Origin of the sequence: Kocuria sp. PD6, assembly GCF_031844145.1 — a bacterium.
GTDB classification, from domain to species: Bacteria; Actinomycetota; Actinomycetes; order Actinomycetales; family Micrococcaceae; genus Kocuria; species Kocuria marina.
The window spans coordinates 1-15,754 of record NZ_JAUZUS010000013.1 but is presented as its reverse complement, the minus strand read 5'-3'; the positions used below and the strand labels follow the sequence as shown (position 1 = coordinate 15,754).

Genomic DNA, 15,754 nt, shown 5'->3' with positions numbered 1-15,754 from the left:
TGCACGACCGTATGTGCCCCAGACCCGGGGGCCCTTTCGAGGAGTCGCTGCCAGAGGCGATTGCCTGGCCGGTGGATCTCAGGAGCTGGTGGCCGGCCCGTGTGCTCAGTGACCGATCAGGAGTGACTCGCGGGCGGCTTCGACCACTTCGGGGGTGACGGTGGCCAACTGGTTGATCGTGAGGATGCGTTGGATCTGGGTGAGGAGGCGGTCGACGAGACGGAAGTTGCCGCCGGTGATCCGGGCGATGGTGGCGATCGCGACCGCCTGGGTGAACTCGTCGTCCTCGCCGGCGAGTCCGTCGGTGTGCCAGCGGCGGTTCAGGACGGCGGTGAGCTCTTCGGGGGTGAGGGGGCGGTATTCGTGGGCGAAGCCCACACGGCTGTAGAGCTGGGGGTAACGGGCCAGGCGTTTGTCGATGCCGGGCATTCCGATGAGGATCACCCCGAGGGTGTGGCGGTCGTAGTAGTCGCGGACCTGTTCCAGGCCGGTGGTCTTGAGCCGGTCGGCCTCGTCGATGATGAGCAGCTCGGTGAGCCCGGAGGAACGCGAGTCGGGGTGCACGAACGGGTCGACGCGGCCGTGGTGGTGGTAGTCGATGGCGTAGGAGATCTGTTGGCAGGCCCGCGGGAGGGCTTGGTCGACCTGTCGGGGGCTGGCGGTGACGGTCGGGGTCCACAGCGCGGTGCGGGCCTGCAGGACCTGCTCAGGGATGGGGCCGGGCTCGCGGTCCTCGCCCAGGTCTCTTTGCCACTGCTCCCATTGCGGGGCCCCGGCGTAGTGGCGGGCCGAGAGGGTCTTGCCGACCCCGGGTGGGCCCCAGCACAGGCCGATGTAGCGGTGGGCGCGGACGGTGTCGGCGAACTCGGTGAAACGGCGGTGCTCCCGGGTGGGAAGGAGCAGGGGTGATGCGGGGTCCGGGGGTGGGCCCAAGGCTGCGATTTCCCCGAACGTGCCGGAGAGGAAGCGCCGGCCGTCGTCGTCCTTGCCCAGCAGGCTCCGGGAGGAGTCGGGCTCAGTCGGTGGCATAGGTCCGCAACCGGTGTCGGGGCGCCGGCTCCGCCGGCGGGTCTGCCGTCGGGCCCGGCGCCGGGGCGGGTGGTGGTGCCCAGCGGTCGTCGGCGGGCAGGGCGTCGGCGAGGCTGCGCCGGGCGCGCAGCTGCTGCTTGAGCGCGGCGCGTCGGGCGCCCCGGGCCTGCTGCAGCTGTTGGAGGGTGATGGTCTCAGCGGCCAGTTCGGGGGCGATCGCCCGGCACAGGTAGGTGTCCTGGTGGTAGACGCGCACCTCGCCGGCGTCGCGGGGGTCGTAGCGGATGGTCACGGTCTCACTGACGTAGGCGGCCAGCACCGGGCAGATGTAGCGGGTGCCTTGAAAGCGGATGCCGTCGCGCTGGACGATGCGGGTGGTCGCAGCGGTGAGCAGCAGCAGGTCGAGATCCTCGCCCCGGGCCGGGGTGCGCGGGATCCACCCGGCCCCGATCCAGCGGGCGGCGGGGGCCTGTCCGGTCTCGGAGTGCACCCGGGCGTGGTAGTCCTCGATCAGGTAGCGCTGGACCACTGCGTCGAGCTGCTCCAGGCTCAGGGCAGGTGGTGAGGTGGGGGTGCCGCCGGTGCCGTGCGGGATGTGCCCGGGCAGGTGCGGGAGCACCTCGGTGGTGATCGTGCCGTAGAAGCGTTCGATCTTGCCCCTCCCCTGCGGGACCCCGACGCGGGAGTGGATGAGCCGGATGTGGGTGTCCAGGCAGACCCGGTCCAGCCGGGTGCTGGTGAAGTCGGCCCCGTGGTCGCTGTAGAGCACCTCGGGCAACCCCTGGACCGGCCACCGCGGGTCGGGCTTGGCTCGCACGGCCTGGTGCAGGGCCAGGGCGGTCTGCTCGGCATTCGGGGCGCCGGTGAAGACGGTGTAGCCGGCGACCGCGCGGGAGTAGTCGTCGAGGATCACGCTCAGCCACGGCCGCACCGGGCGCCCCCGGTTGTCGAGGATCGCCACGTCGAGCAGGGTGTGGTCGGCCTGCCACTGCTCATTGGGCCTCACCGCCGACCGGCGGTGCACCAGCTCGTATCGGTCCCGGTAGGCGGTGTCTCCCTCCAGGGCCAGGGTGCGCAGCCCGGGGTCGATCGCGGCGATCACGCTGCGCACGCTCGAGTAGCTCGGGGGTGCCCAGCCGCGCTCCGGGGCCAGATCGCACACCCGGCGGTGGATGAACCTGGTCGTCGGCGCCGGGCGGCGCAGCGCCAGGGCCTCGATCACCGCGATCAGCTCCGCAGGCAGCCGGCGTTGGCCGCGGTCGCTGCGGGCCTTGCGCTGCAAGCCGGCCGCGGAGGAGTCCGCCCGGTATTCGGCGGCCCAGCGCTGCAGGGTGCGGACCGAGACCTGGGCGTGGGCGGCGAGCCGGGTCAGCGGCACCCCCTCGTCGAGGTGCTGGCGCAACAATGCCGCTCTCTCCTGCGGACCCAGCTGCACCACCACCATCACCCCACCTGGGTCAGTCCGCCGGACCGGGCTCGGGCTCGGCGGCGGTGACCGGTCCGGCCGTCACCGGCTCCGGGGACCGCGGCGGGAGGTGACGGTAGAGACTGGTGCGCGTGATCCCGGTCTTGGCCACGATCTCCGCCATCGTGTGCCCGCTCTCGCGCAGATGCGCCGCGTAGGCCAGCTTGTCCGGATCCACCACCGTAGGCCGCCCGATCCGCCGGCCCTTCGCCGCGGCCACCGACCGGGCATGAGCAGCCCGCTCGAGGGTGTAGGTGCGCTCCATCTGCCCGAACAACGCCAGCAGCACCACCGCCAACTGCGCCATCGGATCACTCGGATTGGTGGAGTCCACCTTGATCGGGTCCGCCAGGTTGCGCACCCCCACCCCCCGCTCGGCGAGGTCATGGATCAGGTTCAAGGTGTCGCGCACCGTGCGCCCGAGCCGGTCCAGGGTGTGCACCACGATCACATCACCCTCCCGGGCGTAGGCCAGCGCCGCGGTCAGCCCGGGACGCTCCGTGGTGGCCCCGGACTTCTTGTCCACATAGATCCGCTCGGCGGCGATCCCGACCTGCCGGAGGGCATCGATCTGCCGGTCGAGGTCCTGTTTGGCCGTCGAGACCCGCGCGTAGCCCAATTCCATGCGCCCAGCGTACCGGAAGTCGGTTCCGTACGACCTAAATGGTTCAGCACTTTTGGTCCAAGTTCTGGTACAGGAATCGCCGATCGTGCACATCGGGCAAGGATCCCCACGCGGGCCGTCCCACTACCAAGGAAGTGGGACAGTCGCCCGAGAGCGATCAACACGTCGATCACCTCGAGCTCGGCCGGCCCGACGACTCCGATCGGGACGCAAGACCTCGATGCCGCCATTTAGCTCCGTCAGAACACCGCCACTTATCGATGCGGTTCACAACTCGCGGGCGCAAATTTTCCGGACGAGACGTCTCGCATCCCTTGAGATACGAGACATATGATGTTTGCCCGCCTGTCGACGGCGCTCGAAAGGCGAACGCTCGAAGATTGAGGCTCTTGGCGCGGATTATTGTCCGTGACCGCCTGCGATGCTTAGGTCATGGAACAGGACCTGAACAATCTGACACTGGCGGAGGGAGACCGGCAAGAGCTGGTTTACTGGGCAGTCGCATGTGTCGAGCGACTGCTGCCTGTGTTTGCCGCTGAACGTCCTGAAGACACCCGGCTCAACGACGCTCTTGATGGCGCACGCCAGTTCTCGGCAGGACGGCTGAACGTTGGTCCGATGCGGAAGCTAGCCTTCGGCTGTCACGCCGCAGCCCGCGATGCGTCGAGTGCAGCCGCGGCGGCCGTCGCACGCGCTTGTGGCCAGGCCGTGGCTGCTGCTCACATGGCTGGCCACAGCCGTGAAATAGCGCGCTACACGTCCAAGGCCCTCGCTGGCGAGAATCTAGCTCGGGAACTCGAGTGGCAGCGAACGCACCTGCCGTCCCGCTTCCGTGAGTATGTCTACGGCGACGGCTCCTGATCACCGGGACTAGGTGTTCCGTATCGCATCTCTTAAGAGACAGGCTTACGAACAAACTTCGATCCACGCTGGCCCATCTCTTGGTAGACAAGGTCGAATCCGCAGCTGTGGATGAGCGCGGTGAGGTCTTCCCCCGGATCCGAAGGCAGTAGCACGATGCACTTCGGAGTCGGGGGGGACTGCTGCACGAACAGGTGACATCGAACCTGGCTGACCTACGCGGGTCGGCCTGGAAGGATGAGCACCGTGCCCAAGCCCTACCCCCAAGAGTTCCGCGACGACGTCGTGCGCGTCGCACGCGCCCGCGAAGCGGGCGTCACCCTCGCCCAGATCGCGAAAGACTTTGGCGTCCACGAGATGACGTTGAACAAGTGGATGCGCCAAGCCGACATCGACGATGGCAACCGCCCCGGCGTCTCCCGCGGCGACAACGCTGAATTGCGTGAACTACGCCGCCGAAATCGGCTCCTCGAGCAAGAGAACGAAGTTCTACGGCGCGCGGCCGCTTACTTGAGTCAGGCGAACTTGCCGGGAAAAGGCTCTTCCCGCTCGTGACACAGCTGGCCACCGAAGGCATCGCGGTGGCGCTCACGTGCCGGGTCCTGAAGCTGTGCCGCCAGCAGTACTACCGATGGCTCGCCGAACCGATCACCCAAGCCGAGTGGGACCAAGCCCACCGCGCGAACGCCCTGTTCGACGCGCACCGTGACGACCCGGAATTCGGTTACCGCTACCTGCACGAAGAGGTGGCCGACAAGGGCGTGAGCATGTCGGCCAGAACGGCGTGGAAACTGTGCTCGACGAACGCGTGGTGGTCGAGTTTCGGCAAGAAGCGCGGCAAGAACGGTAAGAAGCCCGGCCCACCCGTGCACGACGACCGCCTCGCCACGACTGACGAGCACGGCGTCACACGGCACGAGTTCGCCGCCGATCACCCGAATCAGGTCTGGCCGAGCGACATAACTGAGCATTGGACAAACGAGGGAAAGCTCTACCTGTGCGCCGTCAAGGACGTGTACTCGGGCAGGATCGTCGGCTACTCGATCAGTGACCGGATGAAGTCGAGTGTGGCTGTTGCCGCACTCGATTCGGCCATCGCCAGGCGCCGGGCTGACGGCGTGGATGTCGCCGGGTGCATCGTGCACACGGACCGCGGATCGCAATTCAGGAGCCGGAAGTTCGTGCACGTGATCAACCGTCACGGCCTGGCCGGGTCGATGGGACGCGTGGGCGCGGCTGGCGACAACGCGGCGATGGAAAGCTTCTTCGCGTTACTTCAGAAGAACGTCCTCGACCGTCGGCCCTGGTCGACACGAGAAGCGCTGAGGATCGCGATCGTCACCTGGATTGAGCGGACGTATCACCGTCGGCGGCGGCAGGACCGGCTCGGAAGATTGACGCCCATCGAGTTCGAAACCATCATGACCACAGCAGTCGATTTGGCTGCCTAACCACTGTCACCTATTCGTGCAGCAGTCCCCCTTTCCGGCTTGTCTGCATGCATGCAGACAAGCAAGCTACTTGTTGGCCTCTCGGATGTCGCGAGCGATGTCGTACTTGTCGCCGCGCTGCTCCAGATCTCCCCGCTGAGGGATGTGCTTAGGTGACGGCCGCAGAAGTAACCCATCCTTGGTGACCGAGATTCGCGCGCGAGGGTAGTACATACGCACCGCAAGAAGGTTCGTCTTGAAGGCCGCTCTGAACTGCCTGGTCTGGCTGTAGTTGCCGCCGAACTGCTCTTCCAGCTGGTGCCACGTGACCCGAGACTCCCTCTTCCGCATCCTGTACATACGGTGGACAAGCCAGCAGTAGATGTCCAAGCGCATGGGGTGGGTTTGCAGCTCCCGCAGCACATCAGTCGCGAGAGGCACAGCCCCGTCGATCGAACGGGCGAACTCCGGGGAGACTTCGATGTAGCTCCCCATCAGTGGCGCCTCTCCATCGTCGTCATCCCCGGCATGCCAGAGGCTCCAACTCGATGCAACACTGAGCTGCCGCCCCTGGTCTCGCCAAGACCCCTCGGCCCCTCCCTCCGCCGACAGATCGAGGATCGTGATGCGCGCCCTCACGAGGCGGTTCAGCTGATCCATCACGCGTCGTCGCTGTGTGCCCCCACCCGTCGTGAGTCCGATCTGCCGCATGAAGTCCTGCAAGCTCTCGCCAAGCTCAACCCGTATGGGTTGTCCGTCTGTCCTCCCCTGCATCTTGATCTCCGTAGTCAGCCAGATCAGGAACAGCCGGGGCACAGACCCGAACGGGAAACCTCTGCGGATCGACCCATCCCTGCTGGGAAGCAAGGCGGGCTCAATCAGCAGCTTCTTGTTGCCGTTCGTCCGCTCCCAGAAGTGCAGATCCTTGGGGTCGCGGTAGGGGAGGCACAGCTGCGCCAACTCGACCGGAATGTAGCTGCCGGCTCGGATGCGCCCCTGCTCCACCAGCTCATTGGCGCGATCCATGTGGGGCAGCACCTTTCGCAGCGTGCGGGTCGCAGGGGACTCTTTCGGGGACGCCGAGGGGGTGCGGTCGTCATCCTCGTTCGGTACGCTAGGCATGCAAGCACCTTTCTAGGTTCTGACCCCCGGCGAGTCCGACAACTCGCCGGGGGTTTCTTCATTGTATGGGTGACTCTTTACCAGCCCATGAACTCACTAATACATCATGCTACCCCTTCTCCGCCTGTGGACGGCCGAAGTTATCCACGGTCATTAGGTGACGCCCCGTCCGCGCGGTCATTAGGTGACGCTTTGAGCCCGTTTGCCCTAGTCAGAATGGGTATAGGGGGGAGTTGAGGTGTCTCCGGGCCGAAGTTATCCACGGTCATTAGGTGACGCTCTGCGCGGTCATTAGGTGACGGGGATGACCACGTTTGCCCAGGTCAGACCGTGTTTTTGAGGGTTCCCCTATAGATTTTTTCCTCTAGATAGATCCCTTGTAGTAACCGGGGTGGTTCCGGTGGATCTGTGGACGAACCCAGGTGCCACAGGATGAAGGGGGTCTACCTCTACTTCGAGTCGTCCATGACTGCCCACAGGAAGAACACGACGAGCAGGGCGCCGGCTCCTCCTGAGACCCATCCCGCAATGGTGGTCATGGCATCGGTGCCCAGCTGCTCGGCGGAAGGCAGGGTAGCTGCTGCTGACGAGAGTTTCAGCCAGATTGAGGCGAAGACAGGCCGGATGGAGAAGGACACCCCACAGTCGCTAAGGAAGGTTGCTGCCCCGAGGTAGAGCGTCCATCGGCGGTGTATGCGCCACCAGATCCATACAGCCACGATCAGCGGGACCGCGGAGATCACGCACATCAGGAACAGAGATGGATACCACACCCCCGTAGGGAGCTGTTCCGCGGGGGCTGTCCAAGTGTCAGGCAGCAGGGACGTCACGAGATCGTGCATCCTGCACTCCTTCCGTGTCAGGCGTCTGCATGTCAGCAGGCTTGCTTGCAAGCATGCATGCGGTGGGCTTCGGTGGGGCCGGCCGTCTCACGGGTGAGCAGAACCGAGCGCCACAACATCACAAGCGATAACCGCTCTGCTCGTAGACAGCACAATATATCGCGTGTAATGTTGTTGGCAACAGATGATCGTTGGAAGGATCGACATGACCGAGAAGCCCGTCTTCTACTCCATCGGTGCCGCCGCCACCAAGCTCGGTTTGCATCGTGTGCTGCTCAATCAGCGCGTGGCAGATGGCCAGCAGGCACCCGATGCGCTGCTGGCGGCCACCAGCAAAAACCGCCCGGATCAACCCGTGTGGACAGCCGAGACCCTGGAGCACTGGGGGAAGGCTGACCCGGGCGAGCCGACCGTCTACTACACGACGAACGCAGCCATCAAGTACCTGGGCATCCCCGCGCCCACGTTCAACATGCACCGGCGTACGAAGCAGGACATCCCCGCTGACGCTCACGTGATGCGATCAGCCACGGGGGAGCCCCAGCCGGTCTGGACTGCCGAGAGCCTGGACGAGTGGCACAAGGAAGTGCGGGCGATGGTCTCGGAACCGCGCAAGCCGCGCTCTCTGGCGGTCTACGCGCCCGCCGACGCCGCCGCGCTCATGAACATCACCCGCACCGCGTTCGAGAAGATGCTGAACGAGCGGCCAATGCAGGCGGATCTGGTCACCCTCGACACCGCCCCGGAGCTGGCGTGGACGGGCAAGCACCTCGATGCCTGGGCAACCGACGGGGACGTGCCGATCAAACGCCGCAAGCCCAAGGCGATGACGTACTACTCAGAGGACGAGGCACCCAAGCTGCTGGGGGTCACTCGCGCAGAGTTCGCCAAGCTCATGCGCTCTTCCCCGCTGCCCCCGGAAGCGCTGGTGGTTTCACCTGCCGCCCACGCCTGGAGTAAGGACACGCTCGCGCAGTGGCACGTCGCGGCCACCGGACGGGACGGTGCCAAGTGAACAACTCCGAGTTCCGCCTGAAAACCGGTCTGCTGGGCTTCTCGCCCACCTCGCTGAACATCATCTTCGAGGAGCTGGACGGCGCCGCCCTAGACGTCCTCCATGGCCGTGCCCCGGTGCCCGAGCACGTCGGGGAGGTGGTCAGTGCGTGGTGGGAGGAAACCATCACCGCGGTGGACAACACCGTTGAGGAAGCCGTCACGGCGTGGGAGGCCCATGGGCAACCGGCGCAGCTGACCCGCTACGCCCACCACGACCAGCTGCCGCACAAGATCGGCGCACAGGCGTCTTCCCTCCAGTCCTGGGACTACCACCTCGGGCTCATCCTCCGAGCGCTGGAGAAGGCCGGCGTGCCCTACGAGATCGCCACGGTCGAGGACTAAGCCATGAGCGGGCTGGAGGATCACCTGCGGATCGTGCTGCGCGAGGCGAGCGCCACTGTGGCGCGGATGGAGGCGGAGCACGCCACCACGGCGGCCGCGGCGCACTACCACGTGTGCCAGGTGGCCCGGAGGTTCCTCCTAGCCGCTCCGGCGTTCCCGCCCCGACCTCACGGCCACTCGGAGGCGGGTGGGCCGGGGGAGGGGCGCACAAGGCCGTGACGCCCGGTGCGCGCGGAAGCACCCCGCGAGCGCTGCTGGCTCGCGGGGTGCTTCCGTGCGCGGAGGGGGTCAGGGGCGGGTGGTGAGGTGGTAGGGGATGTCGTGGGCGTCGAGGTCGAGCATGACCAGGGCGAGGTAGGCGTCCCAGGTCTCCACGGAGCGGGCCTTGATCCCGGTCTCATGGTGGGCCAGGACCCGCTTGGCCGGGTAGCGGGTGAGCGTGATGGGGGCGGGGTTCTGACGGTAGTCGGCTCGGTGTTGGGCGGCGGCGCTCGCGGCGTCGGTGTCGGCCTCCTGGGCCCATCCGCGCACGGTGTCCGCGAGCCATTCGGGGACGGGGTACTTGCCGGTGCGGATGCGCCGGAAGCGGCGCGGGTCCATGTCGAGCTCGTCGGCGACGTCCTGCGGGCGGAATCCGAGGCGGGCGGTGATGGCGGCGAGGATGGCGGCGTCCATGGGTGCGGGTCTTCCTCTCGGGGGTGTCTTAGCGCGTGGTGGCGGGGGCTTCGGCCGCGTCCGGGTGGGGATGGACGCCGGTGGCCTTGCGCAGCGCCCGGGCCTCGGCGCAGCTGAGGCCGGCGGTGTCGAAGTCGGCGGTGTAGCCGGTCACGATGGCGTCGCCGGTCAGCGTCGCCGGAGCGTTCGCGGCGCCCGCGAGCGCGTCGAGAACGGTGTTGGCGCGGACGTTGGGAGTGGTGGTGTCGGCCCCGGCCCAGATCTGGAGGTGGGAGGCGCCGGTGCGCTGGCACAGGCTGGTGAGGGAGCCCCCGAGGTGGGCGGTAAGCGCTGTCTCGGGGTGGCGGGGGTCCAGGGCGATGGTGGTGACCCGGCGGGTGGGGTTGGCGGGGATCAGGAGTGCTCGCATGGTGGTCTCTTTCGGTGTCGGGTGGTGGGGCTGCTGCCCCGCTGACAATAGAAATACTACATTGGCGTTATAAGTCTTTCAAGGGCTGGTTTTCTTGGTGCATGGCTAGTACTAGGGGCGGGACGGTCTCGGGGGCGGTGTCGTCACCTGCGCTGCCGCAGATCAGCACGGTGCCGGTGAGTAGTCCGGTGAGGCGTCCGGCGCCGATGGCGTCGGCGAGGGTCGTGGCGGGGAAGTTGAGGGGCCCGGGGGTGGGTCGGGTCCAGAACTGGGCGCCGGCTCCTGCGCGGGCGAGTCTCAGCTCGTGGTGCCAGGGACGTCCTGGTGGGGCGGGGCGTAGGCGGGTGAGGGTGAGGTGTCCGGTGTGGTCGAGCACGGCCACGGTGGGGGTGTGCATGTGCTGCTCCTGGGGGTGTGTGCCCGCAGCTGTCGGCGAGCGCCGGGGCTGCGGAAGGGGGCCGGCTTCGCCCCCCCCCTGGGGCCTACCGGCCCCGGTGGGGGCCGGTAGGTGAGGGGGTCAGATTTTCAGTCCGGCCCGGCGCAGGTGGGCGATGAAGTTTCGGTGTGCTCTCCAATCCGATTCGGTGAAGTGGACCGTGACGGGGCCCTGGGTTTTGTCTGCCGGGAAGAACAGTGCCTTGCCTTGGCGGATATCGACGCGCCACCCTGCGGCTTCGGCGATTTTCGCGGCCTTGGCGATCTCCTTGGGCAGTCGTGCCATGTGTCCTCCTTGTCAGCGGTGGGGGCTGTGTGCCCCGCTTACAAGAACAACATTACACGCAAACTAATACACGCGCAACACAGGGTTACCCCGCCCCGGGTGTGGCCGGGGCGGGGTGGGTGCGGTCTCAGGGGCGGGTGTGGGTCGGGCCCCAGGCCGGGCCCGGGGTGTAGGTGACCAGATGCGAGCTCTCGGGGGTGGGGGTGAGGACTTCGGCGATGCTGTCGTCATCCACCAGCGCGTGGTCCTCGCACTCAGCGGCCATCAGCGTGCGGTAGGCCTCGGCCACCGTGGCCATGTGGGAAGCCGGGATGCCGCTACGCAGCCAGAACTCGTGGACCCGGCACACGTCGGTGATCTCCTCGCCGGTGTCCAGGGAAGTCAGGAAGCCGAACCGGAACCAGTGCGATGTAATCTCCACCAGCACGGCCAGCTCGCAGTCCTCCACGTCCCCGGCGAAGACGACCGAGACGTCCTCGTGCTCGGACATCCCGATCAAGTGCTCGGTGTCCCCGCGGTAGGAGAACGCGGCCATGGCCTCACGGGCCAGCAATCCCATGTCCCCGGTCAACCCCTGGACGCGCCGCAGATGGTTGATCAGCTGCGCGGTGCGCGCGATCAAATCTGCCGGGTCAGGGTTCGGGAACGAGTGGGCGATCCGGTAGCGGGGCGAGCCCCCTGTGGTCGGTGCAGCGGTCTTCTCCGCCGTGACGATGATCTGAGCGTTAGGTGCCATGGTGTGCCCTCCTCGGGCCTCGATCTCCGGGGCCTGCTGCCCCGCTAACACGCACAACACTACACGCAAGTTATATGCCATGCAAGCACGGGGGTGTGCGCGCTCGCCGCGAGCGCGGTGGGGTGCCGGGCAGGGTGTGCCGGGACTCCGGTAATGCGGGAGGGGTAATAGCGCGGGCGTGCCGCGTCTTTGACTTTAGGCTAATGGCGGGGTTTGTTGGTGGAATACATGAATGCGTGACGTACTGCGCGTCGATCACTAAATCCAGGAGGGCCACCGTGGCGCAAAAGGTGCAGATTATTATGACCGACGATCTTGACGGGGGAGAGGCCTCGGAAACCGTGCGTTTCGGGGTGGATGGACACCACTACGAAATCGACCTCAACGCCGAGCACGCCGAGCAGCTGCGCGAGGCGCTGAGTCCGTTCCGCGCCGCGGCGCGCCGGGCCACGGGCGGGCGCAAGGGCGCCGGGCATAAGGCACAGGCAGCAGCGTCCCAGCGTGACCCGGAGATCGCCAAGATCCGCACGTGGGCCCAGGAAAACGGTTACGAGCTCGGGGACCGCGGCCGCATCCCCCACGAGATCCGTGACGCTTACCGTGCGGCCACATCAGGCGCAACGTCTTAGACCCCGCACCGAACACAGCTCCCCGCGCGGGGCCGTGAATGCAGAGGGGGCGGAGCCGGCTGGCTCCGCCCCCTCTATCTACTCCGGGTGATTTCAAGGACTCACCGCGAGCGCCGGGGCCCCGTGTGGGGCCCCGGCGGGCGGAGGTTCAGTTGAAGCGCGGGGCATGGCTGAGCGATTCCAGACGGGTGTCGAGGTCGGCGGGGTGCACGCCGTAGAAGTGCTCGTGCATCATTTCCACCCCGTTCTCGCTGGAGTAGGTCACCTGCACGTCCAGCCACGCGTCTTCCTCGGTGATGGCCAGGGTCATGTCGTGCGGGGTGCCCAGTTCGCCCATGTCGAGGTTGGGGCGCAGGCGGATGGTGGCCTCCAAGTGGCGGGCGCCCTCCTTGGTGGTGGTCTCGTGGATCTCGCGCGTGTCCAGGGCGAGGCGGGTGGCGCCGGTGATGTGGGTGGCTATGGGGCCCATGGTGGCCTCCTCTGAGTCGGTGGGTGGGGCCATCTGCCCCGCTAACAAGAACAACACTACACCCGCATTTATAAAAGCGCAACACCGGCGCTCGCGGGCGGCGCACTGCGAGCGCCGGGCCGGGCCCTGGGGGCCCGGCCCGCCCCGGGGTCGGGGGCTAGGACGGGAGGTCTGCTCTGCCGTAGACATCGACCCCGCCGAGGTTTGCCCGGAAGTAGCCCGCGGCCGTGAGCCCGGCGTAGAGGGTTTCGCGCGTCATTCTCGGGAACTCAGCCCGGGCGGAGCCTGTGGTGTCCTGGTGGTGCAGGGTCACGACCTCCGGCCATTCCCGGTCGGGGGCGTCTACGTGGCCCGCGCCGACCCACCCGTCATTGCTCGTGGCGTGGGCGCGGTGGGTTGCCAGCACCTTCGCCAGCTGCGCTTCCTGGTTGGTCGTGTAGGTGGTGGTCTCCATGGTGATCTCCTTGGGTGCGGCGTCCGGGGCCATCTGCCCCGCTAACAAAAACAACATTACACGCACACTATAAAACGCGCAATATGGAGCAATACTTGACCCGACTTATTGAGTTCATGGCATAGGCATCCTCTTGCATCCGCTCGCCTTTGCAGTGTGGATAAACTGCTTCATGGCCGCGTATGACGATGACGTGCTTGTTGGGTACTTGCCGTAGGGCGGATTTTTCGGCACGTGGGTATCTAAAAAATAAAACAAGGCGGGTCAATTTCGACGCCGCCTTGTTCTATCTAGATAGCCAAACTGAATCTAGAGTAATTCTTTGGAATTTAACCGTGCGAGATTCTATAAAAGGTGGACATCTTTTCCGTAAGGTTTTCCTTCAAGAAAATTTCCCCTAATTTCATCCATAAAACCCCGCGGGTAATCATAACCCCAGTAACAGCTGCCCTCGTCTGTGTCCAGTGTATCTGCAGCGGGCGAGACGATTCCGGATATCGCAGTCAGTATGCAGTAGTAGTTTCTTCGGAAGTCGCCTTGGGCAAGACTAAAAAATCCTTTATTGTTTTTAAAATGCGAAGATGCCACTCGAATTCCGGGGTACAAATCAGAGAGAACCGATATTCCCATGGCAAGATCCAAAACAAAACCGGACCAGCTGTTTCGATATGAATTCGGCAAGTGCCCGTAGGTAAGGTTAGCTTGGTTTTGGTGAATAAATTCAAATGCCACAATGTTTTCACCATGTGCAATATTATATGCGTAGCTTTTAATAGCTCCTGCGTAATCCATCACCGGATTGCCCATGGGGGCCTACCCCTCAAATTTTAGAGATGTTTTTTTCTGCGGCCTCATTCACCCAGTCGGGGCATTTAGTGTAACCTTCACAGTAAGCTGTTATAAGACCCATAGATTCTTTGTCCAAATAATCCAGTTTTCGGTAATTGTGTACTACGCGGACAGTTCGCTTTTCGAGGACCTTGCATGTGATCATAGTCGAACACTTGACAAGCTCTACTGGGCTCCTATAGATCCACGTGGTGTTGTCGGCGTTTGGGTCACGTTCCGTGGTCGCTGGCCATAGAGTAGTAGCTTTCACTGATTTTATGCTCACGTTGTGAAGCGGCCCAATTTTTTCCCCGGCAGTCCGGCGAACAACAATACCCCACTTTCGCCATTCATCCCATCTATATAGAATTTCCTTGTCTTTCGGCACGGCCGCAGCCATCATGCTGTTCTGGGGATCCTTGGTTAAGTTAAGAGATTGACCTGTGACCTCTTGCTTTTTGGATATTTGGCTCGCGTTCAAGTCAATCGTTCCGTCGGGCTTAGTTACAGTGTTCCCGTAAAATACGTACAATTGGCCATCCTCAGGGCTTGAGGGCGCTGCGGATGCGGGGTTTATCAAAGTAACTACCATTGTAACCGCAAAAATAAGGGATAAAAAAGTACGCTTCATAAAAGTCCTCACTTATCATGGAATTTCTAGTAACAAAATTAAAAATATGTTATATTACAGATGTAATCGTATCAAGATACGAATTTTAGAGAACATCCAACACCAAAGATACTGATTGTTACGTCAAGGAGTAGTCGTCCTCAGAAGCGAAGAGGCTGTCTAACGGCATGGCCCCTTGGGTAGGAGCAGTGAGAGCTGAGCCCCGGGTGGGTCCGGTGGGGCCGGCCCGGGGCGGTGGTGGTGGACTCAGGCAGTGGCGAGTGCCTGGGAGGCCCGGGCCGTCTCGGCGGCGCGGCTCACGGCCTCCTCAGCGGTCTGGGTGCCCGTCTGGGGCACGCGCACGGACATCAGCAGGGCCCAGAAGTCGGTGCCCTCGAACGTGACCACCATCTGCGCGTTCGAGGCCCCAGCGGGCACCTGGTGGACCCGGAGCGGAGCGTTCTTATCGATCCCCCCGGCCCGGCGCACCTTGGCGAAGTCGGCCAGGTAGTCGGCGTTATACGCGGTCGTGAAGTCTACGCCCTGTCCATCGGCCACCTTCTCCAGCGCTCCGGCCAGCAGGGGGCCCACCTGCGGGTAATCCGCATTCAGGGCCGGGTACGTCAGCCGCGCGGTGCCCGTGGACACCGTCACCTCAGCGGCGGTGACCTCCACCTTGGCGTGCTCGTGCTCAGCCTTGGCGAAGCCGAGCCGCTTGAAGTCATCGGCGGCCGTGGCCGGGAGCGTGAACACCCGCGCCAGGTCTTCCCCGTCCTCGGTCACCTCCTCGCTGACCAGCGCCGCGCTGTCCATGAACAGCCGGTAGCGGTCCGTGGCCATGGCGGTAAGCGTGTCCGCGTCCACGCTCAGGCGCACCCGCTCCAGCACCGGCAGGTATGCGCTGGGCTTGGCAGTCGCAGGCTTCATCTTGGCGATCAGGTTGTGCAGCTCCGCGCAGGCGATCGTGTAGGTGGTGCTCATGGTGTCCCTCCTGGGGGTTCGGTGTCCGGGGCCGTGTGCCCCGCTAACAACAACTACATTACACACACATTGCTACACGCGCAACATGTGGCCCAAGAAAGTTTTCGCCGCCCGCCCGCGCGCGTGAGTGCGCCCCGTGTGGTGGCCGGGTGTCCGGTCTCCGCACGGGGCGCACTAGGGGGGGTGGGTCAGCCGGTGGTGACTTCGATCAGCTCAGGACTGACGCGCTCGCTCTCGACGTCGTGCCATCGGCGGTTGAGATCGACCCCGGCATCGGCGGCCGCACCGCGCGCTACCTCGATCTCGGCAGGGGTGGGGTGTTCGGGGTCAGCGAACGCGGCGGCGGCCGCTTCGGGGCTCAGTCGCAGTGTCTCCGTGGCGATCTCGGTCACTCGCACGGCGTAGTCGTAGACGTGGGCCCGGCCGGGGGTGGGCTGTGCGGTGGTGGTCATGGGGTGCTCCTCGGGTGC

At 65.0% G+C, this 15,754-nt stretch carries 22 protein-coding genes; 6 read left to right on the top strand and 16 right to left on the bottom strand.

All coding sequences use genetic code 11. The features are described 5' to 3' along the window. Positions 1–105: 105 nt before the first annotated feature. Genes Q9R22_RS11565 through Q9R22_RS11555 form a run of 3 tightly spaced genes read right to left on the bottom strand, consistent with a single transcriptional unit; the run spans position 106 to position 3,119 of the window. Positions 106–1,029: an AAA family ATPase gene (locus Q9R22_RS11565; protein ID WP_081994409.1), complete on the bottom strand. Its 924-nt coding sequence runs from the start codon at positions 1,027–1,029 to the stop codon at positions 106–108. Beyond that, a complete protein-coding gene (locus Q9R22_RS11560) occupies positions 1,016–2,473 on the bottom strand; it encodes a Mu transposase C-terminal domain-containing protein (protein ID WP_044658717.1) in 1,458 nt (485 codons plus the stop codon). The genes Q9R22_RS11565 and Q9R22_RS11560 overlap by 14 nt, the downstream gene beginning before the upstream one ends. 13 nt (positions 2,474–2,486) lie before the next feature. Further along, complete coding sequence (locus tag Q9R22_RS11555; RefSeq protein WP_016998066.1) at positions 2,487–3,119, bottom strand: recombinase family protein; 633 nt, start codon at positions 3,117–3,119, stop codon at positions 2,487–2,489. A gap of 432 nt (positions 3,120–3,551) precedes the next feature. Between Q9R22_RS11555 and Q9R22_RS11550 the strand changes: the two genes are divergently transcribed. Together Q9R22_RS11550 and Q9R22_RS11545 are read left to right on the top strand one after the other, a co-directional pair. Next, positions 3,552–3,980 carry a putative immunity protein gene (locus tag Q9R22_RS11550; RefSeq protein ID WP_311254229.1) on the top strand — a complete coding sequence of 143 codons (429 nt, stop codon included), beginning with the start codon at positions 3,552–3,554 and terminating at the stop codon, positions 3,978–3,980. Between the two features lie 246 nt (positions 3,981–4,226). Next, positions 4,227–5,431 (top strand): IS3 family transposase gene (locus tag Q9R22_RS11545; RefSeq protein ID WP_311254228.1). Its coding sequence is split into 2 segments (ribosomal slippage): positions 4,227–4,499 and positions 4,502–5,431, totalling 1,203 coding nucleotides; the frame shifts between segments, so codons are not numbered across the junction. Positions 5,432–5,497: 66 nt separating this feature from the next. Here Q9R22_RS11545 and Q9R22_RS11540 read toward each other — a convergent pair. Next, a complete protein-coding gene (locus tag Q9R22_RS11540; RefSeq protein ID WP_311254227.1) occupies positions 5,498–6,532 on the bottom strand; it encodes a replication protein RepA in 1,035 nt (344 codons plus the stop codon). Between the two features lie 449 nt (positions 6,533–6,981). After that, positions 6,982–7,374: a hypothetical protein gene (locus Q9R22_RS11535; RefSeq protein ID WP_311254226.1), complete on the bottom strand. Its 393-nt coding sequence runs from the start codon at positions 7,372–7,374 to the stop codon at positions 6,982–6,984. A gap of 205 nt (positions 7,375–7,579) precedes the next feature. On the opposite strand from Q9R22_RS11535, the gene Q9R22_RS11530 reads away from it, so the two are divergent. From Q9R22_RS11530 to Q9R22_RS11520, 3 genes are read left to right on the top strand one after another with little or no spacing between them, the layout of a single operon-like run. Beyond that, complete coding sequence (locus tag Q9R22_RS11530) at positions 7,580–8,389, top strand: hypothetical protein (RefSeq protein ID WP_311254225.1); 810 nt, start codon at positions 7,580–7,582, stop codon at positions 8,387–8,389. Continuing rightward, complete coding sequence (locus Q9R22_RS11525) at positions 8,386–8,772, top strand: hypothetical protein (protein ID WP_311254224.1); 387 nt, start codon at positions 8,386–8,388, stop codon at positions 8,770–8,772. Before Q9R22_RS11530 ends, Q9R22_RS11525 begins: the two co-directional genes overlap by 4 nt. Before the next feature lie 3 nt (positions 8,773–8,775). Then, positions 8,776–8,991, top strand: coding sequence for a hypothetical protein (locus Q9R22_RS11520; protein ID WP_311254223.1), 216 nt, complete (start codon positions 8,776–8,778; stop codon positions 8,989–8,991). Positions 8,992–9,060: 69 nt separating this feature from the next. On the opposite strand, the gene Q9R22_RS11515 is transcribed toward Q9R22_RS11520, so the two are convergent. The 5 genes from Q9R22_RS11515 to Q9R22_RS11495 form a co-directional block, all read right to left on the bottom strand. Continuing rightward, entirely contained in the window at positions 9,061–9,447 is a 387-nt protein-coding gene (locus Q9R22_RS11515) for a hypothetical protein (protein WP_311254222.1), read from the bottom strand. 28 nt (positions 9,448–9,475) lie between these two features. After that, positions 9,476–9,856 carry a hypothetical protein gene (locus tag Q9R22_RS11510; RefSeq protein WP_311254221.1) on the bottom strand — a complete coding sequence of 127 codons (381 nt, stop codon included), beginning with the start codon at positions 9,854–9,856 and terminating at the stop codon, positions 9,476–9,478. Between the two features lie 67 nt (positions 9,857–9,923). Continuing rightward, positions 9,924–10,253, bottom strand: coding sequence for a hypothetical protein (locus Q9R22_RS11505; protein ID WP_311254220.1), 330 nt, complete (start codon positions 10,251–10,253; stop codon positions 9,924–9,926). Positions 10,254–10,373: 120 nt separating this feature from the next. Continuing rightward, positions 10,374–10,577, bottom strand: a complete 204-nt coding sequence (locus Q9R22_RS11500; protein ID WP_311254219.1) for a hypothetical protein — start codon at positions 10,575–10,577, stop codon at positions 10,374–10,376. A gap of 127 nt (positions 10,578–10,704) precedes the next feature. Then, the gene (locus tag Q9R22_RS11495) at positions 10,705–11,313 is read right to left on the bottom strand and encodes a hypothetical protein (RefSeq protein WP_311254218.1); all 609 of its coding nucleotides are present in this window, start codon (positions 11,311–11,313) and stop codon (positions 10,705–10,707) included. Positions 11,314–11,549: 236 nt separating this feature from the next. On the opposite strand from Q9R22_RS11495, the gene Q9R22_RS11490 reads away from it, so the two are divergent. Next, positions 11,550–11,942 carry an Lsr2 family protein gene (locus tag Q9R22_RS11490; protein ID WP_396415672.1) on the top strand — a complete coding sequence of 131 codons (393 nt, stop codon included), beginning with the start codon at positions 11,550–11,552 and terminating at the stop codon, positions 11,940–11,942. 148 nt (positions 11,943–12,090) lie between these two features. Here Q9R22_RS11490 and Q9R22_RS11485 read toward each other — a convergent pair whose 3' ends face one another. From Q9R22_RS11485 to Q9R22_RS11460, 6 genes are all read right to left on the bottom strand, one after another. Further along, positions 12,091–12,411: a hypothetical protein gene (locus tag Q9R22_RS11485; protein ID WP_311254216.1), complete on the bottom strand. Its 321-nt coding sequence runs from the start codon at positions 12,409–12,411 to the stop codon at positions 12,091–12,093. Between the two features lie 157 nt (positions 12,412–12,568). Then, positions 12,569–12,922: a hypothetical protein gene (locus Q9R22_RS11480; RefSeq protein ID WP_311254215.1), complete on the bottom strand. Its 354-nt coding sequence runs from the start codon at positions 12,920–12,922 to the stop codon at positions 12,569–12,571. A gap of 288 nt (positions 12,923–13,210) precedes the next feature. Beyond that, complete coding sequence (locus tag Q9R22_RS11475) at positions 13,211–13,672, bottom strand: hypothetical protein (RefSeq protein ID WP_311254214.1); 462 nt, start codon at positions 13,670–13,672, stop codon at positions 13,211–13,213. Positions 13,673–13,685: 13 nt separating this feature from the next. Next, complete coding sequence (locus Q9R22_RS11470) at positions 13,686–14,336, bottom strand: hypothetical protein (RefSeq protein ID WP_311254213.1); 651 nt, start codon at positions 14,334–14,336, stop codon at positions 13,686–13,688. 234 nt (positions 14,337–14,570) lie between these two features. Further along, complete coding sequence (locus Q9R22_RS11465; protein ID WP_311254212.1) at positions 14,571–15,284, bottom strand: hypothetical protein; 714 nt, start codon at positions 15,282–15,284, stop codon at positions 14,571–14,573. Between the two features lie 188 nt (positions 15,285–15,472). Beyond that, on the bottom strand, positions 15,473–15,754 hold a 282-nt coding region (locus tag Q9R22_RS11460; protein WP_311254211.1), incomplete at its 5' end, for a hypothetical protein.